Origin of the sequence: Sphingomonas sp. MA1305, from assembly GCF_016107325.1 — a bacterium.
Taxonomy (GTDB): domain Bacteria; phylum Pseudomonadota; class Alphaproteobacteria; order Sphingomonadales; family Sphingomonadaceae; genus Sphingomonas.
In genome coordinates this window covers 390,288-407,279 of record NZ_RCVT01000001.1, presented here as the reverse complement: position 1 = coordinate 407,279, position 16,992 = coordinate 390,288, and the positions used below count along the sequence as shown (strand labels likewise).

The window sequence follows — 16,992 nt, the reverse complement described above, 5'->3', positions numbered from 1 at the left end:
AGGGTGAGGGCCGGCGGTGCGACCGCCATGCTAGAAGTGCAGCGCGCGGCCGTAGGCGCTCAGCACGCTCTCGTGCATCATCTCCGACAGCGTCGGATGCGCGAACACCGTTTCCATCAGCTCATGCTCGGTGGTCTCGAGCTGGCGGGCGACGACATAGCCCTGGATCAGCTCGGTGACTTCTGCGCCGACCATGTGCGCGCCGAGCAGCTCGCCGGTCTTGGCGTCGAACACCGTCTTGATGAAGCCCTCCGCCTCGCCGAGCGCGATCGCCTTGCCGTTGCCGATGAAGGGGAATTTGCCGACCTTCACCTCATGCCCGGCCTCCTTGGCCTTGGCCTCGGTCAGGCCGACGCTGGCGACCTGCGGCCGGCTGTAGGTGCAGCCCGGGATATTCCACGTCTCGAAGGGATGCGGGTTCTCGCCGGCGATCTTCTCGACGCAGACGATGCCCTCGTGGCTCGCCTTGTGCGCCAGCCAGGGCGCGCCGGTGACGTCGCCGATCGCATAGATCCCCTCGACGTTGGTGCGGCCGAAGCCGTCGACCTTGATGTGGCCGCGGTCGGTCGCGACGCCCAGCGCCTCCAGCCCGATGTTCTCGGTATTGGGGACGATGCCGATCGCGACGATGACGTGGCTGTAGTCCTCGGCCGCGACCTTGCCGTCGGCGCCCTTGATCGACGCCGTCACCTTGTCCTTGCCGGTCTCGATCTTCTCCAGCGCGGCGCCGGTGACGATCTTGATGCCCTGCTTGGTCAGCGCCTTGGTCATGAACTCGCTGACCTCGGCATCCTCGACCGGCAGGATGCGCGGCAGCATCTCGACGATCGTCACGTCCGCGCCCATGTCGTTGTAGAAGCTGGCGAATTCGACGCCGATCGCGCCCGATCCGATGACCAGCAGCTTGGTCGGCATGACCTGCGGCACCATCGCATGGCGATAGGTCCAGATACGCTCGCCGTCCGCCTTGGCGAAGGGCAGGTCGCGGGCGCGCGCGCCCGTCGCGATCAGGATGTGCTTGCCGGCGAGCTCGACGGTCTGGTCGCCCTGCTTGACCGACAGCTTGCCCTTTCCGGTGACCGTGCCGACACCCTCGACGACGGTGACCTTGTTCTTCTTCATCAGGCCCTTGACGCCGGCGTTGAGCTGGCCGGCGACCTTGCGGCTGCGATCGACGATCTTGCCGAGGTCGAAGCCGACATTGTCCGCCTTGAGCCCGTAGGCGTCGGCATGGGTCATGTAATGGTAGATCTCCGACGTGCGGAGCAGCGCCTTGGTCGGGATACAGCCCCAGTTGAGGCAGATGCCGCCCAGCCGCTCGCGCTCGACGATCGCGACCTTCATGCCGAGCTGGCTGGCGCGGATCGCCGCGACATAGCCGCCGGGGCCGGAACCGAGGATGATGAGATCGTAGGTGTCAGCCACGCGGAAAGGTCCTTACCTGGGGAATAGGGAAAGTTCAGGCGGCCGGTACCGGCCGCGGCTTGCGATCCTCGTCGATCGCCACGAAGGTGAAGCGCGCCTCGGTCACCTTGCGCACCTCCTCGCCATGCCGGTCGCGCGCCCAGCTTTCGACCGCGATCGCCATCGAGGTGCGGCCGACCGTGATCAGCCGGGCATAGACCGAGACTTCGTCGCCGACATGGACGGGCGCGTGGAATTGCATGCCGTCCATCGCGATCGTCACCGCGCGCCCCTTCGCCCGGCGCGCGGCGACCAGGCCAGCGGCCGAGTCCATCAGGCTCATCAGCCAGCCGCCGAAGATGTCGCCATAGGCATTGGCATCCGCCGGCATGGCGGAGACGCGGATCGTCGGCGCGTCCTGCGGCAGAAGGGCGGGCGGAAGGTCGGTCATGTCAGCGTCTCCGATCGGCGGCGCGCGCGCGACGCAACGGGCCGATGCCCATCATCGCGGTGGCCGCCATCGCCACCCCGCCGCACCACCAGATCACCTCGCGCCCCAACGGATAGGCCCAGGCCGCCGCCGCGGTCAGCAGCGCGGCGGCGGTGAGCCCGGCAACGAGGTGGAACAGTTCGACCAGGGTGCGCATCGGCGCGGCGTCGCTTGCGTTCAGGCGAGCATGCCGAGCGGACGCTCGACCAGCTCCTTGAACGCCTTCATCAGTTCGGCGCCGTCGGCACCGTCGATCGCGCGGTGATCGAAGCTGCCGGTGGCCGACATCACGGTGGCGATGCCGAGCTGGCCGTCGACGATGTACGGCCGCTTCTCGCCCGCGCCGATCGCCAGGATCATGCCCTGCGGCGGGTTGATCACCGCCTCGAACTGCTTGATCCCGAACATGCCCATGTTGCTGATCGAGGCGGTACCGCCCTGGAATTCCTCCGGCTTCAGCTTGTTGTCGCGGGCTCGCGCGGCAAGATCCTTCACCTCGGTCGAGATGGTCGACAGGCTCTTGGTGTCGGCGCCGACGACGATCGGCGTGATCAGGCCCGCGGGCGTCGACACCGCGACCGAGATGTCGGCGCGCTTGAAGCTGATCAGCTGGTCCGGCGTGTACATGACGTTGCACTTCGGCACCGCGATCAGCGCCGCGGCGAGCGCCTTAACCAGCATGTCGTTGACCGACAGCTTGACGCCGCGGCTCTCGAGGCTGGCGTTGAGCTCGGTGCGGAGCTTGAGCAAGGCGTCGAGCTGCACGTCCACCGTCAGGTAGATGTGCGGCACGGTCTGCTTCGATTCGGTCAGGCGGCGCGCGATCGTCTTGCGCATGTTCGACAGTTTGGTCACCTCGTGCGGGATGTCCGGCACGGCGGCGGGCTTGGCGGCGGCGGCGGCGGCGGCGGGTGCCGCGGCGGCAGCCGTATCCGTCGCGGCCGGTGCGGTCGCGGCAGGGGCAGCGGCGCCGGGCTTGGCGCCCTCGACGTCGGCCTTGACGATGCGACCGTTGGGGCCGGTGCCCGACACGGCGTTAAGGTCGATGCCCTTGTCGGCGGCGATGCGGCGGGCAAGCGGGCTGGCCTTGATCCGGCCGCCCGATGCGGGCTGCGCGTCCTGCGTCGCCGGGCGGCCGTGGTCCTCGGCCTGCGTCAGCGTGCGCTCGGCGGGCTTCGCCTCGCTGCCGGTCTTGTTCGGGTCGGTCGGATTGGGCCGGCCCTTGAACTCGGGATCGGTCGGCTCGGGCGTCTCCGACTTGGTCGGCGCCTGCACCGCGGCCGCATCCTCGCCCTCTTCGGCGAGAATCGCGATCACAGCGCCCACCTTCACGTTGTCCGTGCCCTCGGCAACGAGGATCTTGGCGATCGTCCCTTCATCAACCGCCTCAAACTCCATCGTCGCCTTGTCGGTCTCGATCTCGGCCATGATGTCGCCGGACTTGACGGTGTCGCCTTCCTTGACGAGCCATTTGGCGAGGGTGCCCTCCTCCATCGTCGGCGACAGCGCGGGCATCTTGATCTCGATCGACATGCAGGTCCTCTTGCCTGGGGAGTGCGCGCTCCTTCGCGCCCCCGTGCCGCAGGGTCAACCCCAGGGTCGCTCTTGCACTGCCTCGCGTCAGGGGTCACCTAGCGGAAAAAGGGGCGAATATGCGCATCTATCTGGTGGTGGTCGACGAAAGTCCGGAAGCGGCGATCGCATTGCGCTTCGCCGCGCGGCGGGCGGTCAAGACCGGTGGCGGGGTCGAGATACTGACGTTGATCCCGCCACAGGAATTCATTGCCTTCGGCGGTGTCCAGGCGACGATCGAGGAAGAAGCCCGGCTGCATGCCGAGGGGCTGGTCACGGCAGCGGCGGGCACGCTGATGCAGGAATCGGGGCTGAAGCCGGCGATCACGGTGCGCGACGGCGAGGGCCCGAAGATCATCCGCGAGATCATCGCGGCTGACCCCAACATCGCGGCCTTGGTGCTCGGCGCTGCCGCGAGCGGCGCGCCGGGAAAGCTGGTCAGCCATTTCACGGGCACGGACGCCGGCACGCTAGCGGTGCCGATCATGATCGTGCCCGGATCGTTGGATGCAGAGGCGATCGACCGACTGAGCTAGGGCAATTTGGCCAGACCAATTAATTGGCGATTCGACTTGCGCGTCTGGCCAATATGTATTATGAATACGATCGTCATGCACCGAAACGCCACGCTTGATCTCGATTTAATGCGCGCCATTGCGATGCTGAGCGAGACGTTGGTATTGCTCGACAATCTGGGCGAGACCATCGCCGCCGCCAACGTTTGCGGAGTGATTGATCAGCTCGACCGACACATGGTGCAGGACTGCGTGCGGCCGCATTGATGGGATAACGGCGATCGCTGCTTGAGGACGGCGCACTTCGCCGCCACACTGTCGGCATGCTTCCTCTCCTGCTTGCGGCCGCGGCCGCTTCCGCCTCTTCCCAACAACCCAGCGTCACAAGGCTGAAGGCCGATGTCGCCACGCTGGTCGGGTTCGGGACCCGCCATACGCTGTCGTCAGCGACCGATCCCAAGCGCGGCATCGGCGCGGCGCGGAGCTGGGCGGCGCAGCGGTTCGAGGTGCTGTCGCGCGCCTGCGGCGGCTGCATCAAGGTCGAGCGGATCAGCCGCCGCTTCGACGGGCCGCGCGCGCCAAACGGCGTCGTGGTCGAGGACGTGCTGGGCATCCAGCCGGGCCGTGACCCCAATCGTGTCGTCATCGTCGGCGGCCATATCGACAGCCGCGTCACCGACGTCATGGATGCGACTCATGACGCGCCCGGCGCCAATGACGATGCCTCGGGCGTCGCCCTTGTGCTGGAGGCCGCCCGACTGCTGTCACAGCGGAAGTTCGATGCGACGATCGTCTATGTCGCCTTCTCTGCCGAGGAACAGGGCCTGTGGGGGTCGGAATTGCTCGCGGATACGGCGCAGCAGCGCGGCTGGCAGGTCAGCGCGATGCTCAACAACGACATCGTCGGCAACACGATCGGCCAGGGCGGCGTGGTCGATGCCGGCCGCGTCCGCGTCTTTTCCGAGGGCATTCGCGCCTCCGAAGATCTGGCGCAGGCGATGCGCCGGCGCGGCGACGGCGGGGAAGATGACGGCCCCAGCCGCGCGCTGGCCAAGGCGATCGATGGCATCGCCGGCACGATCCCCGGCGGGCTCGACGTCGTGATCGAACGGCGGCCGGACCGATTCGGCCGCGGCGGTGATCACGAACCGTTCCTGAAGCGCGGCTATCCCGCGGTGCGCTTCTCGGTCGGCGCGGAGAATTGGGACGCCCAGCATCAGGACCTGCGCACCGATAAGGGCGTGGTTTACGGCGACACGATCGACCGGATGGACTTCGCCTATCTGGCCAAGGTGACCGCGATCAACGTCGCCACCCTCGCCCGCCTGGCCGCCGCCCCCGCCGCACCGGCCAGCGTAACGCTGTCGGGCGACCTGTCGCGCGACACGCAGGTGTCGTGGCCGGCGGTGCCGGGCGCGGCGCGCTATCGTGTGCGCTGGCGGCCCAACGACAGCGCGACGTGGCGCGTATCGCGCGACGTCACCGGAACGCAGACCGTGCTGAAGCAGGTGCCGGTCGACGACACCTTCATCGGCGTGGCGGCCGTGGCGGCGGACGGGGCGGAGAGCCTGGTGACGTTCGGCGGTCGGGCCGTGCGGCGCTGATCGCTCAACGCCCGCCCGCCCCGCTTCCGGGGTCGGTCCGGTCCCGATCGGGCGGTGATGCACCGGCCGCGGCGGGTGCCTCGTCGCTCCAACGCAACCGCAACGCGCCACCCGCGGTGCCGGCCGTCGCCGCGCCGCCCCGCCGGGCGATCGCGGTGGCGACCGCCTCGCGCTGCACGGCACTGCCGCCGTCGACCAGCAGCGCCTGACCGCGCCGTGCCGAACTCCACGCCGCGTTGCCCAGCGCTTCATCGTCGACGACCCCCGCGACGATCGGCACGGCCGGGGGCGCGACCTCCGCCGGCGGGGCGAGCCGCACCGTCCATTGCGGAAGGGCGGCTGCGGCCCGCGCCTCGATCGCCCGATACCCCGCCAGCGTCAGTCCGGGCAGCGCCGCCGTCGTCGCGGCCAGCGTCCGCGCGCCGGCGTCGGCGCGGACGCTGGCGGCATCGACACCGGCGACGAGGGCAAGATCGGCGATCGCGCGGCGCTGGCGATCGGCATCGCGGGTCGCGGCAGTGCTGCTGGCGCGGGCGATCTGCGCCGCCTCGACGCCATTGTCCTCCGGCGCGACGCGCAATTGATCGACGTGGACGTCGATCGGCCGGTCGAGCCGCGCGCGCAGGTCCGCAGCCAGGACCCGGTCGGCGGCGGGATCGAGCCGTGGCGTCAGCACCACCGCGCGGATGCGGATCGGCTGCGCATCATAGTCGATGTCGAGCTGGCCGAGGCGCGAGGCGTCGGGAAAGCGATCGCTGATCGTCTCGCGCACCTGACGCTGGGCCACCGCCTCGAACGCGATCTGGCGCAGCGCTGCGCCGAGCGGCACCGCGAGCAGGCCGACGGCGACGACGAACAGCACGAGCTGCCAGCCGGTATGTTGCGGCGACAGATGCGCGCCGAAGCCGTAGACGCGCGCGACCAGTGCGGCGGTCAGCGCGATGGTGATCGCATTGGTGACGAACAGCAGCAGCGAGCCGGCGAACACCGTCCAGTTGAGCGTCGCGATGCCGAAGCCGACGACGACCAGCGGCGGCATCAACGCGATCGCGATGGCGACGCCGACCACCGTGCCGCCCCGCCCGCGGATCAGCGCATAGCCGCCGGCGATCGCGGACAGCAATGCGACGAGCAGGTCGAATAGCGTCGGCCGGGTGCGGGCGGCGATCTCGCTGGTGATCGTCTGGATCGGCGACAGCGCGACGCAAACCACCGACAGGGCGATCGCGAGCAGGGCGCCGGCGATCAGCGCGGTGGCGGCGCGGCGCATCTCGCGCGGGTCGACGGTCGCGATCGCGAACCCCAGGCCGATGATCGGCATCATCAGCGGCGACAGCAGCATCGCACCGATCAGCACCGCCACCGACGGCATCAGCAGGCCGAGCAGCGAGATCGCCGCCGAGATGACGATCAGGAAGGCGTAACGACCGGACCAACCGCTGTCCTCGGCGATCTGGCGCAGCACTGCATCATGGTCGACGCCGCCGGTCGCCCAATGCGACCACCAGCGGCGGACGCGACCGTGGTTTGGGGCTGTGGTGGCGGACATCGGCGGTCTCCGGCTGGGGCGTCGGCGCGGTGAGCCGCACCGGCGACCCGGCGGAACTGCCGGGCCTTGATCACGGCCCCCGGTCCGACCGGACGGGCGCCACCGGGTCAAGCGCGGGCAGGACGAAGGGAGCGCGGCTTCGGTTCACCTGCATCAGGCCGCCCCCGCCCGGCCCTTAAAAAGCGATGCCGCCCCGCGGGAGTTCATGCGGGACGGCATCGGGCCTTGCGGCCAACCCGGATCGCTATCGCCTCAGCGGCAATAGCATTTCGGCGCGGGGCGCCAGACGCGCTTGGTCTTGGTGCGCAGCGGCGCGCGGCGCGTGTAGGTGACGGCGTCCTCGTAGATCTCGGTGGTCGTGGTGGTGACCACCGGCTGGGTCTGCACGACAACCGTGGTGGTCGTCGCACCAGGATAATAATAGCCGCCGCTCGCATAGCCGGCGCCGCTGGTCGTGGTCACCGTCGTCCGGCCATCGGCGGAACGCCAGCCCGGCCCGGGCAGCGGCTGCACCACCGGCGCTGGCGGGGCGTAGACCGGCGGCGGCGGTGGCGGCGGTGCGTAGTCGGCGGGCGGCGGCGGCGGATAGTCCGGCGCTACCGGCACCCGACCGGGGCGGCCATAGTCGGCGCCATAGCCGTCGCGACGGCGATCGCCGGCCCGGTCGATCGCATAACCGGCCGCGGCGCCGACGCCGGCCCCGACCAGCGTGCCGCCCAGGCGGTTGCCGCGCCCGGCGATGACGTTGCCGGCGACACCGCCGACCACCGCACCGGCGACCGCGCCGCCGACGCCGCTGTCGCGGCGCTGGTAATAAGCGTCGCGGCTGTCGGCATAGACGCCGCGATCATCGGCATAGGCGCCGTCGTACTGGTCCCAGTCGACGTCGGAGACGCTGTCGTAGACCGAGCCGCGTCCGTCGACGAGCACCGCATCGTCATAATAGCGGACCCAGGTATAGCCCTGCGGCGGCTGCACCAGGCCATAGGTCGACCAGTCGCTGACATAGAAGCGGGGAGCGACCCAATAGCGGGGCAGCGTCCAGCCGCGCACCGGGCGGCGATAGGCATTCCAACCGCCGGGAGCATTGACCCCGCCCCACCAATGGCCGCCGACCTTGCTGCCCCAGCGTCCCTGATAGCCCGGACGCGGCGCGAAGCCGGGGCGCGCATAGCCACCGCCGACCTGCGGCGCCGGGCCGTGCATCACGACGCGCTGCTGGGCATCGGCTCCATCTGCGGCGACCAGTGCGAGCACGGCGCCCGCCAGCATGACCTTGCGCATTCCCCTTGTCCTCCTGTCGGCGACTCGACGTTACGGTTGCGCAACGCCGATCTACTTAACAGGTTGCTTACCAAGGCGACCCCGGTCCCGGAAGCATGGCCTGTGTCCCGATTAGGATCACACCAGGCGCGGCGCGAGCAGCGTCATCAGCGCGACGCAGCCGGCTTCATCCTCGCCATCGAAGCGGTCGGCCTGCGGGCTGTCGAGGTCTAGCACGCCGATCAGGCGGCCGTCGTGGACGATCGGCACGACCAGTTCGGAGCGGCTCGCTGCGTCGCAGGCGATATGGCCGGGGAAGGCGTGGACGTCGGCGACCACCTGCGGCGTGCGCGTGGCGGCGGCGGTGCCGCAAACCCCCTTGCCGAACGGGATGCGGATGCACGCCGCCTTGCCCTGGAACGGCCCGAGCACGAGTTCGTCGGCGACGTTGCGGTAGAAGCCCGCCCAATTGAGATCCGGCAGATATTGCCAGATCAGCGCCGCGGCATTGGCCATGTTGGCGATGCCGTCCGGCTCACCAGCGGTCAGGGCGTCGAGCGCGGCGTGTAGGTCGTGATAGAGATCGGCCTTGCTGCCGGCCTGGATGTCGAACTGGTACATGGCGCACGATGTAGGGCGGTTCGGCGCGGGCCGGAAGGCCCGTCGTCAGTCGAGGCGCACCTTGCCGCGGCCAGCCTTGACCGCGCTGCGGCCTTTCTTGGCATCGACCCGCTTCGCCTTGGCGGCGCGCGACGGCTTGGTCTTTACCCGGCGCGCCTCGCGCTCCTCCGCCTTGGCGAGCAATTCGGCGAGCCGCTCGCGCGCATCGGCGCGGTTCGCCTCCTGCGTACGGTAGCGGCGCGCGGTGATGACCAATTGGCCGCTGGCCGACAGCCGGCTGCCGGCGAGCAGCTTCAGCCGGCGGTAGCTTTCGGGATGCAGGCCGAGCCGGAAGACGTCGCAGCGTAACTGGCAGGCGGTGGCGACCTTGTTGACGTTCTGGCCACCGGGGCCGGACGCGGCCAGGAAGCGTTCCTCGATCGCGTCTTCCGGCACCTGGATCACGATAAGCGCTCGCCTGCGGCGATCATAGCGGCCAGTCGCCGAACCGCGCGGGCAGCGGCGCCTCCGCGACGATCGGGTCCTTGTTCGCGCGCGGCACGGTCAGCGCCGCGGCGTGGAGCATCATGCCACCCGGCTCGCCACGGCCGTAGACCGGGTCGCCGACGACGGCCACGCCGAGACCCGTCGCGGCATGGACGCGGATCTGGTGGGTGCGCCCGGTCGCCGGCCGGAATTCGACCAGGGCACGGCCGTCGCGGACGGCGACCAGCCGCCAGTCGGTGCGCGCCGCCTTGCCCTTCGGATCGGCGACCATCCGCCAGCCCTGCTCCAGCGTCGACACCTTGCCGAGCGGCACGTCGATCGTGCCGCCCTCTCCCTCCGGAACGCCGTCGAGGATGGCGAGATAGCGTTTCTCGACCAGTCCCTGCTCGAACGCCTGCTGGAAGCGCGCCTGCGCCTTGGGGTTGCGCGACAGCAGCAGGCAGCCGCTGGTGTCGCGGTCGAGCCGATGCACCGGCTGCGGCCAGCGCTGGAAGCCGAAGCGCAGTGATTCCAGATGGTTTTCGAGGCTGAGACTGCCGTCGCGGGGGCGATCGACGGGCAGCCCGGCGGGCTTGTCGATGACCAACGCTTCGCCGTCGATGAAGAGGACCCTGTCGCCGTGCATGGTATCGGCCCTTGCCACCGGATGCCGCTTCGCGCCAGAGGCGGCGGCGCGATGCGTGCCGCCCTGATCCTTCCGCTGCTCGCGCTGGCGACGCCGGCGCTGGCCGATATCTGTCCCGCCGCGCGATCGAGCATGAGCGATCCGGGGCGGGTCTACGGCCATCTCCCCTATGGCGACGTCGCGCCGGGCGACCTCGTCCCGGCGCCCGCCGGCTTCGCGCTCAATCGCTGCCTGGTCCACCGCGATATGCTGCCCGACCTGAGCCGGCTGCTCGCCGCGGCGGCGGGCGACCCGGCGGTGATGGGGACGCTGCGCGGTCTGTCGTGCCACCGCTCGATCGTGTCGCAGGCGGAGGTGTTCTGCCGCGAGCATCCCAATGCGGCGGCGGAGCGCGCGATCTCCGTCGCGCCGCCGGGGCATAGCGAACATGCCACCGGCTATGTCGTCGATTTCGCGGTCCGGCCGGCCAACGGCTGCCCCGACGCGGAGGCATGTATGGCGGCGACGCCGGCGGCGCGCTGGCTGGTCCGCAACGCACCGCGCTACGGCTTCGAATTGTCCTTCCCCGGCGGCAACCGCCAGCAGGTGAAGTGGGAACCGTGGCACTGGCGCTGGGTGGGGACGCGCGCGGCGGCGCCGGGGGCCGCCCGGGCGCGCTTCCTGTTCGGCAAGGCGCGGGACCTGTTCCCGGCGCAGCCGGCGGTCGATCCGCTGCGGGTGATCGACGGGGTGTTGCCGGTCGCCTTCGTGCGGGTGCCGACGTGGGTGGCGCCCAGGACAACGAAACGGCGGCGCTGATCCGCCTCCCGCTTTGCGGAAGGGGTCAGGGGAGGGAAGAAAAGCGGGGTCGTGAGAATGACGACCGCCGCGACCGCCCTCCCCCAACCCCTCCCGCAAGCGGGAGGGGAGTTGGATGTGCCCATCCCGCAAGCGGGAGGGGAATGGCCTTAGCCGAACAGCTTCGCCGCGGTCTCGGCGATGCGCTTGCCCTGATAGCGGGCGCCGTCGAGGTCGACCTGGCTCGGCTGGCGGCTGCCGTCGCCGTCGGCGAGCGTCGAGGCGCCATAGGGCGTGCCGCCATGCACTTCCTTGACGCCCATCTGGCCCTGATAGCCATAGTCCAGGCCGACGATCGTCATGCCGTGGTGGAGCAGATTGGTGATGATCGAGAACAGCGTCGTCTCTTGCCCGCCATGCTGGCTGGCGGTGGAGGTGAAGGCGCCGCCGACCTTGCCGACCAGGCCGCCGCGCATCCACACGCCGCCGGTCGTGTCCCAGAAGGCCGCCATCTGGCTGGGCATGCGGCCATAGCGGGTCGGCGCGCCGACGATGATCGCGTCATATTGGGTCAGCGCGTCCGGCCCTTCGATCTCGGGATGCGCGGTGTCGGTCTTGAAATGGGCCGCCGCGATCACCTCGGCCGGCGCGGTCTCGGCGACGCGGCGGATGTCGACCTCGGCGCCGCCGGCACGGGCGCCTTCGGCGACGGCATCGGCCATCTGCTCGATATGGCCGTAGGACGAATAATACAGGACGAGGACCTTGGTCATGCTCAACTCCGCAAAGGCTGCCCGCCCAGAACCGGGCGGCGGGGAATAGGTTCAGTGCGGCACCAAAGATGGCGACGGGCCGGCAGCGCGTAAACGGAAACGCTGGAAACCTATCGTTTCTCGGGATACGCCGCGTCACGAAGAGGGCGGCTGATGCGATTACCCGATCTGGAGGCCTGGGCGATCTTTGCCGCGGTGGCGGAGCATCGCTCGTTCAGCGCCGCGGCCGAGGCGATCGGGCTGAGCAAGGCGACCGTGTCCAAGGCGATCTCGCGGCTCGAGGCGAAGCTGGGCCAGTCGCTGTTCCACCGCACCTCGCGCCGGCTCGCGCTGACCGAGGCGGGCAAGCCGCTCGCTGAACATGCCGCGCGGATCCTCGCCGAGGCGCGCGCCGCGGAGGAGACGGCGCGCGACGGCGCCAGCGCGCCGACCGGGCGCGTCCGGCTCGCCGCACCGATGAGCTTCGGCATCTCCAACGTCGCGCCGATCCTGCCGGAATTCCTCGCCGCGCATCCGGGGGTGGAGATCGACCTGCATTGTTCGGACGCCAAGATCGACATCGTCGCGGAAGGATTTGACGTCGCACTGCGCATCGCCGACCTGCCCGATTCGAGCCTGCGGGCGCGGCGGCTGTGCGGCATCCGCGTCCACACCGTCGCGGCGCCCTCCTATCTCGCGCAACACGGCACGCCGGCGCATCCCAGCGATCTCGCCGGGCACCGGCTGCTCGGCTATTCCAACGTCACCGGCCCGTGGCGTTTCCGCGCGCCCGGCAAGGCGGAGGTGACCGTCCGCCAGGAAGGGCCGCTCGCCGCCAACTCGGGCGAGGCGCTGGTGCCGACCCTGGTCGCGGGGCTGGGCATAGCCCGCCTGCCCGGCTTCATCATCGGGCCGCATGTCGCCAGCGGCGCGGTGGTCGAAGTGCTGGAGGATTGGGCGCCCGGACCGATCGGGCTGCATCTGCTGACGCCGCCCAGCGCCTTGCGCCCGGCGCGGGTCGAGGCGCTGATCGCCTTCCTCTCCGCCCGCCTGCGCGATCCGTGCGAGGCGGCGGGGGCGTGACACTGCTCCCCGTGCCAGGCAGCATTTCGCACCTGGCCAGGAATGGGGAGCAAAACGGACCATCGCTCATTAAGCACGGGATGCCGATCCGTCCCCTCGTTCGTCCCGCGCGCGCCGCATGAGCCCGCCCAAGGCCCGCCTCGCGCCCGACGAGAGCGATGCGCGATTCATCCGGCGCGTCCTCTATGTCCTGATCATCGCCGCGCTCGCCGCCGCGCTGTTCAAGGCGGGCAATTTGCTGATCTTGGCCTTCGGCTCGATGCTTGGGGCGATCGCGATCCACGCCATCGCCGATTTGTGGCGGACGCGGGCGAAGGTGCCGGACAAGGCGGCGCTGCCGCTCGGCATGATCACCGCGATCGGCATCGTCGGTTTCCTGGTGTGGCTGTTCGGCGTGCAGTTCCGCGAACAGGTCAACGTGCTGGTCACCCGCGCGCCGGGGCTACTCGACCAGCTCGCCGCCTGGGCGTCGCAGAGCCCAGTCGGTGCCAAGATCGTCGACGCGGTGCGGCAGGCCTATGCCGGGTCGCAGGCGGCGCGCGACGTCGGCGGCCTGGTGACCGGAGCGGGCGAGCTGCTGCTCAATTGCATCCTGCTGCTGGTCGGCGCGCTGTTCTTCGCCGCCGACCCCGGCATCTACCAGCGCGGCTTCCTGTTCCTGATGCCGCCGTCGAAGCGGCCGGCGATCGAGGATGCGCTGTTCGACGTCGGTTCGACGCTGCGGCTGTGGCTGCAATCCTCGCTGATCCTGATGACCAGCATGGGCACGCTGATCGGCATCGGCCTGTGGATCAGCGGCGTGCCCTCCGCCGCCGCGCTCGGCCTGCTGGCGGGCTTGAGCGAATTCATCCCCTATATCGGCCCGACCGCGGCGATGGTGCCCGCGCTCGGCCTGGCCGCGACTCAGGGCACCGGGCCGCTGATCGGCGCGCTTGCCACCTATGCCGTGGTGCGGCTGATCCAGACCAACTTCATCACCCCCTACGTCCAGGCGCGGGTCATCTCGATCCCGCCGGCGATCACCGTCTTCGCCATCATCGGCATCGGCGTCATCTTCGGCATCTTCGGCCTGTTCTTTTCCGCCGCGTTGCTCGTCGTGATCTTCACGCTAGTGCGCAGCCTGTACCTGCGTGAGGTGCTGGGCGAAGACATTCCCCGCAGCCGGCATCAGACGTTGCTCGGCCCCGATCTTACCCCAATCGACCCCGACGGAGAACAAGCCGCGTCCGACGCGCGGTAATCAGCCGCTTAATCCCTTTTAAGCGCAAATTAACCTTTGTCGTTCAGAGGTGATTTGGTTAATGAATCCGGGCCGTCCGGGCACAGCAGGGTGTGCCCGTCCGCGCCAACAGGGGACGACGCGATGCGGGTGCTGCTGATCGAGGACGAGCCGACGACGGCCAAGGCTATCGAGCTGATGCTCGGGACGGAAGGTTTCAACGTCTACACCACCGACCTGGGCGAGGAGGGCTTGGACCTCGGCAAGCTCTACGACTACGACATCATCCTTCTCGACCTCAATCTGCCGGACATGCACGGCTATGACGTGCTGAAGAAGCTGCGCGTCGCGCGGGTTCAGACGCCGGTGCTGATCCTGTCGGGCGTCAACGAGATGGATTCGAAGGTCCGCAGCTTCGGCTTCGGTGCCGACGATTACGTCACCAAACCCTTCCACCGTGAGGAGCTGGTCGCGCGCATCCACGCCGTGGTGCGCCGGTCGAAGGGCCATTCGCAGAGCGTCATCCGCACCGGCAAGCTGGCGGTCAATCTCGACGCCAAGACGGTCGAGGTCGACGGCGCCCGCGTGCACCTGACCGGCAAGGAATATGCGATGCTGGAGCTGCTCTCGCTCCGCAAGGGCACCACGCTGACCAAGGAAATGTTCCTCAACCACCTGTATGGCGGGATGGATGAGCCGGAACTGAAGATCATCGACGTCTTCATCTGCAAGCTGCGCAAGAAGCTCAGCCTGGCCTGCGAAGGCGACAATTATATCGAGACGGTGTGGGGCCGCGGCTATGTGCTGCGCGAACCCGAGGAAATCACGGCGGTTGCGTAACGCCTGCGGCCCCCGCCACCCGGCGGAGGCTCAGGCGACGATCCGGTCGGCCAGCATCCGGTAAAACAGGCCGATGTCGGCCAACTCCCGCCCCGCCGGCCGCAACTCCGCGCCGAGCGGGAAGGTCTGCAGATCCTCGGACACCGGGCAATACCAGCCCGCCGTCATCCAGCGCCCGTCGCGTTCGTCGGCGCGCGACACGACCCCGCCGGTGTGGATCAGGCAGGCACGGGTACGGCCAAGTGCGCGCAATCGCCGCTGGTCGGTGCCTTGCGAAAAGGGCGCGATCTTGTTCGCCATGTTGCGCTGGACCGTGACGGCCGGGGCATGGCCCGTCGCCTCGTCGATCAGCAGGTGCAGGAAGCGGTCGAGCTCCCCCAGACAATTGGCGATGTAGCGCCGGCGCACCTCCGCGGCGCGCGGCGACGGTCGGCCGCCGCCGGGCAACAGGCGCGGCCCGCCGTCGGCGAGAAACCCCGCCGCCCGCGTCAGCGTCTGATAACGACGGTCGATCAGGACGTCGCCCGCCGCATCATCGCGGCCGCTCGACGATCACCGGCGGGGTGCGCTGCGACTCACGGCGCCGCTCGGCAAGATCGGCGCGGGCCGCCATCGCTTCCCAAGAGGCGGCGGCACGACTGCAGCGCTCGCGGACGTTCTCGAGCACCGCTTCGCCGGCGGCACGATGCTGTTCCGCCGCCTGATGGCGGTAGAAGGCAGCGGATTTGGACGGGGCGTCGCTCACCGACCGTCGCTCCGATCGAGTTCGGCGATGACGGCAGCGAGCCCCGGCTCGCCGTCGATCGCCAGATCGATCGGCCGGCCGCCGAGCGCGTCGTCCGGCGTGTTGAGGAAGGCGATGACCCGGTCACGGTCGCGGAAGGCGCGCCATGCTGCGTCCGCGACGACCGCCTGCCGCCGCTTCTGGCCATCGTCGAGCTTGACGCGCGGCTGCACCGGTCGAAAGCGCTGCGTCTGACGGGGCGTGTCGCTCATGCCAGGGGCACCTGTGGGGTGGCATTGCCGCGCGCGACCTGCGTCATCGTCTCGATCCGGCGGGCATAGCCGCGGGCGAGCTGGCGGTGGCAGAGGCGCGCCTCGACGCTGGCGGCGGCGTCGGCCATCATCAGCGCGACCTGATGGCGATGGAGAAGATAGTTGAGGCCCATGACAGGTCTCCCGTTCCGTAAGCGGGAGCACACTCGGTCTCTCAGTCACGATCGCCTACAGGACGATTTGATCGCGATATGTGTTATATAGGGATCAAACGGCACATCCGCCACCCCGTCCGTCAGCGTAGCACGAAACCTTCGGGCTGGATCGCCGGCGGCAGGTCGTGTCGGCCCGTCGCGGCCAGCAGATCACGCTCGACGGTGCGGACCAGCGCGTCGAGCGGCAGGTCGTTGTCGTCGTCGCCGAACGGATCCGACAATTCGTCACCCAGGGCGTCGAGGCCGAAGAAGGCATAAGCGATGACCAAGGTCGGCAGCGGCACCCACCAGCCGAGTTCGGGAGCGAGCGCGAACGGTAACAGGCAGCAGAACAGATAGACGATGCGATGCAGCAGCAGCGAATAGCTGAACGGCAGCGGCGTCGTCGTGATGCGCTCGCAGCCGCCCTGGACATGCGCGAGTTCGGTCAGCGTACCCTCCAGCACCGAATAGCGGATCGGATCGATAATGCCGGACTCGACCAGCGACAGGCAGCGCCGCCCGACCTCGCGTAGCACGGCGTCCGTTGGATTGGGCAGGCCGTCGGGCAAACCGGGCCACCAGGGGCGGATCGCCGCCGCCTCGTCGCGATCGCGCAGCCGCGCGCCCAGCCCGCCGGCGAAGCCGCACACCATCTCGAGCATCGGCGCGCGCTCTGCGATGGGCAATGTCGCGGTCTGGCGGGCGAAGCTACGCGCCGCGATCACCAGCTGGCCCCACAGCCGACGCCCCTCCCACCACCGGTCGTAACAAGCGGTGTTGCGGAAGCTCATGAAGATCGACAGCGAGAGGCCGAGCAAGGTAAACGGCATTGCCGACAGATGCCCGACCATCGCCGGCCGCGCGCCGACCAGCAGCACGGCGCCGATCGACAGCGCCCCGATGAAGGCCAGTCGCCCGGCGATTCGTGGCAAGATCGAACCACGCATCGCGAACAGCACGTCGGCAAAGCGCGGCGCATTGCGGACGATCATGCGGCCC

General features: G+C 69.3%; 22 protein-coding genes. 7 read left to right on the top strand and 15 right to left on the bottom strand.

The annotated features are described in order from the left end of the window. Window positions 1-30: 30 nt before the first annotated feature. From lpdA to D9601_RS01870, 4 genes are read right to left on the bottom strand one after another with little or no spacing between them, the layout of a single operon-like run. Window positions 31-1,425: a dihydrolipoyl dehydrogenase gene (gene lpdA, locus D9601_RS01885; RefSeq protein ID WP_198352240.1), complete on the bottom strand. Its 1,395-nt coding sequence runs from the start codon at window positions 1,423-1,425 to the stop codon at window positions 31-33. Between the two features lie 34 nt (window positions 1,426-1,459). After that, on the bottom strand, window positions 1,460-1,855 hold the full coding sequence (locus D9601_RS01880; RefSeq protein ID WP_198352239.1) for an acyl-CoA thioesterase: 396 nt from the start codon (window positions 1,853-1,855) through the stop codon (window positions 1,460-1,462). Window position 1,856: 1 nt separating this feature from the next. Then, window positions 1,857-2,051 (bottom strand): hypothetical protein, encoded by a 195-nt coding sequence (locus D9601_RS01875; protein ID WP_198352238.1) that lies wholly within the window; start codon window positions 2,049-2,051, stop codon window positions 1,857-1,859. Window positions 2,052-2,071: 20 nt separating this feature from the next. Beyond that, entirely contained in the window at window positions 2,072-3,427 is a 1,356-nt protein-coding gene (locus D9601_RS01870) for a pyruvate dehydrogenase complex dihydrolipoamide acetyltransferase (protein WP_198352237.1), read from the bottom strand. Between the two features lie 119 nt (window positions 3,428-3,546). Here D9601_RS01870 and D9601_RS01865 point away from each other — a divergent pair, with 119 nt between their 5' ends. From D9601_RS01865 to D9601_RS01855, 3 genes are read left to right on the top strand one after another with little or no spacing between them, the layout of a single operon-like run. Further along, window positions 3,547-4,002, top strand: coding sequence for a universal stress protein (locus tag D9601_RS01865; protein WP_198352236.1), 456 nt, complete (start codon window positions 3,547-3,549; stop codon window positions 4,000-4,002). Between the two features lie 60 nt (window positions 4,003-4,062). After that, window positions 4,063-4,248: a hypothetical protein gene (locus D9601_RS01860; protein ID WP_198352235.1), complete on the top strand. Its 186-nt coding sequence runs from the start codon at window positions 4,063-4,065 to the stop codon at window positions 4,246-4,248. Window positions 4,249-4,304: 56 nt separating this feature from the next. Next, window positions 4,305-5,585 (top strand): M20/M25/M40 family metallo-hydrolase, encoded by a 1,281-nt coding sequence (locus tag D9601_RS01855; RefSeq protein WP_198352234.1) that lies wholly within the window; start codon window positions 4,305-4,307, stop codon window positions 5,583-5,585. Window positions 5,586-5,589: 4 nt separating this feature from the next. Here the strand turns inward: D9601_RS01855 and D9601_RS01850 are convergent, their stop codons facing one another. The 5 genes from D9601_RS01850 to D9601_RS01830 all read right to left on the bottom strand — a co-directional run bounded on the left by D9601_RS01850 (window position 5,590) and on the right by D9601_RS01830 (window position 10,129). Beyond that, window positions 5,590-7,134 (bottom strand): DUF389 domain-containing protein, encoded by a 1,545-nt coding sequence (locus D9601_RS01850; RefSeq protein ID WP_198352233.1) that lies wholly within the window; start codon window positions 7,132-7,134, stop codon window positions 5,590-5,592. Between the two features lie 252 nt (window positions 7,135-7,386). Further along, window positions 7,387-8,418 (bottom strand): RcnB family protein, encoded by a 1,032-nt coding sequence (locus D9601_RS01845; RefSeq protein WP_232473775.1) that lies wholly within the window; start codon window positions 8,416-8,418, stop codon window positions 7,387-7,389. A 117-nt stretch (window positions 8,419-8,535) separates the two neighbouring features. After that, window positions 8,536-9,018: a GAF domain-containing protein gene (locus D9601_RS01840; protein WP_198352232.1), complete on the bottom strand. Its 483-nt coding sequence runs from the start codon at window positions 9,016-9,018 to the stop codon at window positions 8,536-8,538. A 45-nt stretch (window positions 9,019-9,063) separates the two neighbouring features. Beyond that, window positions 9,064-9,462, bottom strand: coding sequence for an alternative ribosome rescue aminoacyl-tRNA hydrolase ArfB (gene arfB / locus D9601_RS01835; RefSeq protein WP_198352231.1), 399 nt, complete (start codon window positions 9,460-9,462; stop codon window positions 9,064-9,066). A 22-nt stretch (window positions 9,463-9,484) separates the two neighbouring features. Next, the gene (locus D9601_RS01830) at window positions 9,485-10,129 is read right to left on the bottom strand and encodes an RluA family pseudouridine synthase (protein WP_198352230.1); all 645 of its coding nucleotides are present in this window, start codon (window positions 10,127-10,129) and stop codon (window positions 9,485-9,487) included. A 51-nt stretch (window positions 10,130-10,180) separates the two neighbouring features. On the opposite strand from D9601_RS01830, the gene D9601_RS01825 reads away from it, so the two are divergent. Next, entirely contained in the window at window positions 10,181-10,927 is a 747-nt protein-coding gene (locus D9601_RS01825; RefSeq protein WP_198352229.1) for a M15 family metallopeptidase, read from the top strand. Window positions 10,928-11,076: 149 nt separating this feature from the next. Here D9601_RS01825 and wrbA read toward each other — a convergent pair whose 3' ends face one another. Beyond that, window positions 11,077-11,679 carry an NAD(P)H:quinone oxidoreductase gene (gene wrbA, locus D9601_RS01820; protein WP_198352228.1) on the bottom strand — a complete coding sequence of 201 codons (603 nt, stop codon included), beginning with the start codon at window positions 11,677-11,679 and terminating at the stop codon, window positions 11,077-11,079. Between the two features lie 153 nt (window positions 11,680-11,832). On the opposite strand from wrbA, the gene D9601_RS01815 reads away from it, so the two are divergent. From D9601_RS01815 to ctrA, 3 genes are all read left to right on the top strand, one after another. Next, entirely contained in the window at window positions 11,833-12,741 is a 909-nt protein-coding gene (locus tag D9601_RS01815) for a LysR family transcriptional regulator (protein WP_198352227.1), read from the top strand. A 118-nt stretch (window positions 12,742-12,859) separates the two neighbouring features. Further along, window positions 12,860-13,981, top strand: coding sequence for an AI-2E family transporter (locus tag D9601_RS01810; protein ID WP_198352226.1), 1,122 nt, complete (start codon window positions 12,860-12,862; stop codon window positions 13,979-13,981). 123 nt (window positions 13,982-14,104) lie between these two features. Continuing rightward, complete coding sequence (gene ctrA, locus D9601_RS01805; RefSeq protein ID WP_198352225.1) at window positions 14,105-14,800, top strand: response regulator transcription factor CtrA; 696 nt, start codon at window positions 14,105-14,107, stop codon at window positions 14,798-14,800. A gap of 30 nt (window positions 14,801-14,830) precedes the next feature. Here the strand turns inward: ctrA and D9601_RS01800 are convergent, their stop codons facing one another. From D9601_RS01800 to D9601_RS01780, 5 genes are all read right to left on the bottom strand, one after another. Then, on the bottom strand, window positions 14,831-15,247 hold the full coding sequence (locus D9601_RS01800; RefSeq protein WP_232473774.1) for a hypothetical protein: 417 nt from the start codon (window positions 15,245-15,247) through the stop codon (window positions 14,831-14,833). Between the two features lie 85 nt (window positions 15,248-15,332). Next, window positions 15,333-15,545: a hypothetical protein gene (locus D9601_RS01795; protein WP_198352223.1), complete on the bottom strand. Its 213-nt coding sequence runs from the start codon at window positions 15,543-15,545 to the stop codon at window positions 15,333-15,335. Beyond that, complete coding sequence (locus tag D9601_RS01790) at window positions 15,542-15,796, bottom strand: MbcA/ParS/Xre antitoxin family protein (protein ID WP_198352222.1); 255 nt, start codon at window positions 15,794-15,796, stop codon at window positions 15,542-15,544. The genes D9601_RS01795 and D9601_RS01790 overlap by 4 nt, the downstream gene beginning before the upstream one ends. Continuing rightward, window positions 15,793-15,969, bottom strand: a complete 177-nt coding sequence (locus D9601_RS01785; protein WP_198352221.1) for a hypothetical protein — start codon at window positions 15,967-15,969, stop codon at window positions 15,793-15,795. Before D9601_RS01785 ends, D9601_RS01790 begins: the two co-directional genes overlap by 4 nt. A 122-nt stretch (window positions 15,970-16,091) precedes the next feature. After that, window positions 16,092-16,985: a bestrophin family protein gene (locus D9601_RS01780; protein WP_198352220.1), complete on the bottom strand. Its 894-nt coding sequence runs from the start codon at window positions 16,983-16,985 to the stop codon at window positions 16,092-16,094. Window positions 16,986-16,992: the final 7 nt, after the last annotated feature.

Coding starts and splice junctions, on each gene's coding strand:
- D9601_RS01880 (WP_198352239.1), bottom strand. CDS start 1,855: ATGACCGACCTTCCGCCCGCCCTTCTGCCGCAGGACGCGCCGACGATC.
- D9601_RS01875 (WP_198352238.1), bottom strand. CDS start 2,051: ATGCGCACCCTGGTCGAACTGTTCCACCTCGTTGCCGGGCTCACCGCC.
- D9601_RS01870 (WP_198352237.1), bottom strand. CDS start 3,427: ATGTCGATCGAGATCAAGATGCCCGCGCTGTCGCCGACGATGGAGGAG.
- D9601_RS01865 (WP_198352236.1), top strand. CDS start 3,547: ATGCGCATCTATCTGGTGGTGGTCGACGAAAGTCCGGAAGCGGCGATC.
- D9601_RS01860 (WP_198352235.1), top strand. CDS start 4,063: ATGAATACGATCGTCATGCACCGAAACGCCACGCTTGATCTCGATTTA.
- D9601_RS01855 (WP_198352234.1), top strand. CDS start 4,305: ATGCTTCCTCTCCTGCTTGCGGCCGCGGCCGCTTCCGCCTCTTCCCAA.
- D9601_RS01850 (WP_198352233.1), bottom strand. CDS start 7,134: ATGTCCGCCACCACAGCCCCAAACCACGGTCGCGTCCGCCGCTGGTGG.
- D9601_RS01845 (WP_232473775.1), bottom strand. CDS start 8,418: ATGCGCAAGGTCATGCTGGCGGGCGCCGTGCTCGCACTGGTCGCCGCA.
- D9601_RS01840 (WP_198352232.1), bottom strand. CDS start 9,018: ATGTACCAGTTCGACATCCAGGCCGGCAGCAAGGCCGATCTCTATCAC.
- D9601_RS01830 (WP_198352230.1), bottom strand. CDS start 10,129: ATGCACGGCGACAGGGTCCTCTTCATCGACGGCGAAGCGTTGGTCATC.
- D9601_RS01825 (WP_198352229.1), top strand. CDS start 10,181: ATGCGTGCCGCCCTGATCCTTCCGCTGCTCGCGCTGGCGACGCCGGCG.
- wrbA (WP_198352228.1), bottom strand. CDS start 11,679: ATGACCAAGGTCCTCGTCCTGTATTATTCGTCCTACGGCCATATCGAG.
- D9601_RS01815 (WP_198352227.1), top strand. CDS start 11,833: ATGCGATTACCCGATCTGGAGGCCTGGGCGATCTTTGCCGCGGTGGCG.
- D9601_RS01810 (WP_198352226.1), top strand. CDS start 12,860: ATGAGCCCGCCCAAGGCCCGCCTCGCGCCCGACGAGAGCGATGCGCGA.
- ctrA (WP_198352225.1), top strand. CDS start 14,105: ATGCGGGTGCTGCTGATCGAGGACGAGCCGACGACGGCCAAGGCTATC.
- D9601_RS01790 (WP_198352222.1), bottom strand. CDS start 15,796: ATGAGCGACACGCCCCGTCAGACGCAGCGCTTTCGACCGGTGCAGCCG.
- D9601_RS01785 (WP_198352221.1), bottom strand. CDS start 15,969: ATGGGCCTCAACTATCTTCTCCATCGCCATCAGGTCGCGCTGATGATG.
- D9601_RS01780 (WP_198352220.1), bottom strand. CDS start 16,985: ATGATCGTCCGCAATGCGCCGCGCTTTGCCGACGTGCTGTTCGCGATG.